The organism is Flavobacterium pygoscelis (genome assembly GCF_023162025.1).
GTDB classification, from domain to species: Bacteria; Bacteroidota; Bacteroidia; order Flavobacteriales; family Flavobacteriaceae; genus Flavobacterium; species Flavobacterium pygoscelis.
Genome location: NZ_JALNUB010000032.1, coordinates 1 through 971 on the forward strand (window position 1 = coordinate 1; position 971 = coordinate 971).

The 971-nt window shown below is 31.4% G+C and carries 2 protein-coding genes; both read right to left on the reverse strand.

What is annotated here, in order from left to right; all coding sequences use genetic code 11:
- Positions 1-140: 140 nt before the first annotated feature.
- A complete protein-coding gene (locus MW871_RS16160; RefSeq protein WP_248429418.1) occupies positions 141-452 on the reverse strand; it encodes a helix-turn-helix domain-containing protein in 312 nt (103 codons plus the stop codon).
- A 4-nt stretch (positions 453-456) separates the two neighbouring features.
- Positions 457-612 carry a type II toxin-antitoxin system RelE/ParE family toxin gene (locus tag MW871_RS16375; RefSeq protein WP_345799469.1) on the reverse strand — a complete coding sequence of 52 codons (156 nt, stop codon included), beginning with the start codon at positions 610-612 and terminating at the stop codon, positions 457-459.
- Positions 613-971 lie beyond the last annotated feature (359 nt).

A 971-nucleotide genomic window follows, 5' to 3' on the forward strand; every position in this document is an offset into this window, starting at 1 on the left:
AATTACTGCCAACGTCTTGGCGCTTGGCGAGTAAAGATGCGAGATTTTTCCATTAAACACAAATTTTCCAAGTACAAAACCATCTTTAAATTAAGCCTAAAACCCCAATCTCGCCAAACGGCTGTTGTGCGACGGCAATTTTAGTGGATTGCTACATTCTGATTCAGCAACTCTACATTAAAGTTTATTTTAGCATTTAAAGCACGAAATACTTTAATAATCGTATCAAATCTAGCATCAGTTAAGCTATTCTCAATTTTTGAGATTTGAGCTTTTTTCACACCAACCAATTGACCTAATTGTTCTTGAGTTAAGTTTCTTTCTTTTCGAATTTGCTTAATTGTTTGACCAATTAAATCAATTTTTAATTCGTTTTCAAAATTATCTCTATTAACAGTTCCTTTTTTTCCAACGAATTTGTCTGTTACTTCATCTAAACTATATGTTTTCATAATCTTATTCTTTTTCGTTAAAATATTTTACTCTTAATGATTCTGCTCTTTCAATTTCCACTTTTGGTGTTTTGTCGGTTTTCTTAATAATCCCGTGAGTTGAAATAACGATCGTATCTTGTTTGTCTGATTTATCCCAAAAGCAAACAATCTTAAATATTGTTTGTTATATAAAGTTCTAAATTCCCAAATTTCTCCATCGAGTTTTTTAAACAATTCATTATCATTTACGCTTCTAGATTTCCAAATGTTGTAAAGAACTTTCTCTTTGGATTTTTGGTCTAAACTTTCCAAAAACTCTAAAACAGGTTCGAGAAATTCAACTTTAAATTTATAATCCATTTTTCACTGTTCTTATTTTTCTGTAAAGATATAAGTTTCCTTTTTAAGAAACAAATGTTGTCGTTATTTTCGTCGCTCGTTGCTGTCGTACAACGTCTTGGCGCTTGGCGTGGTTGAGGACTTTTGAAACCGAGTATTTTCGGCTTAACGTAAATGTAGTGAAAAAACGCTAATTCC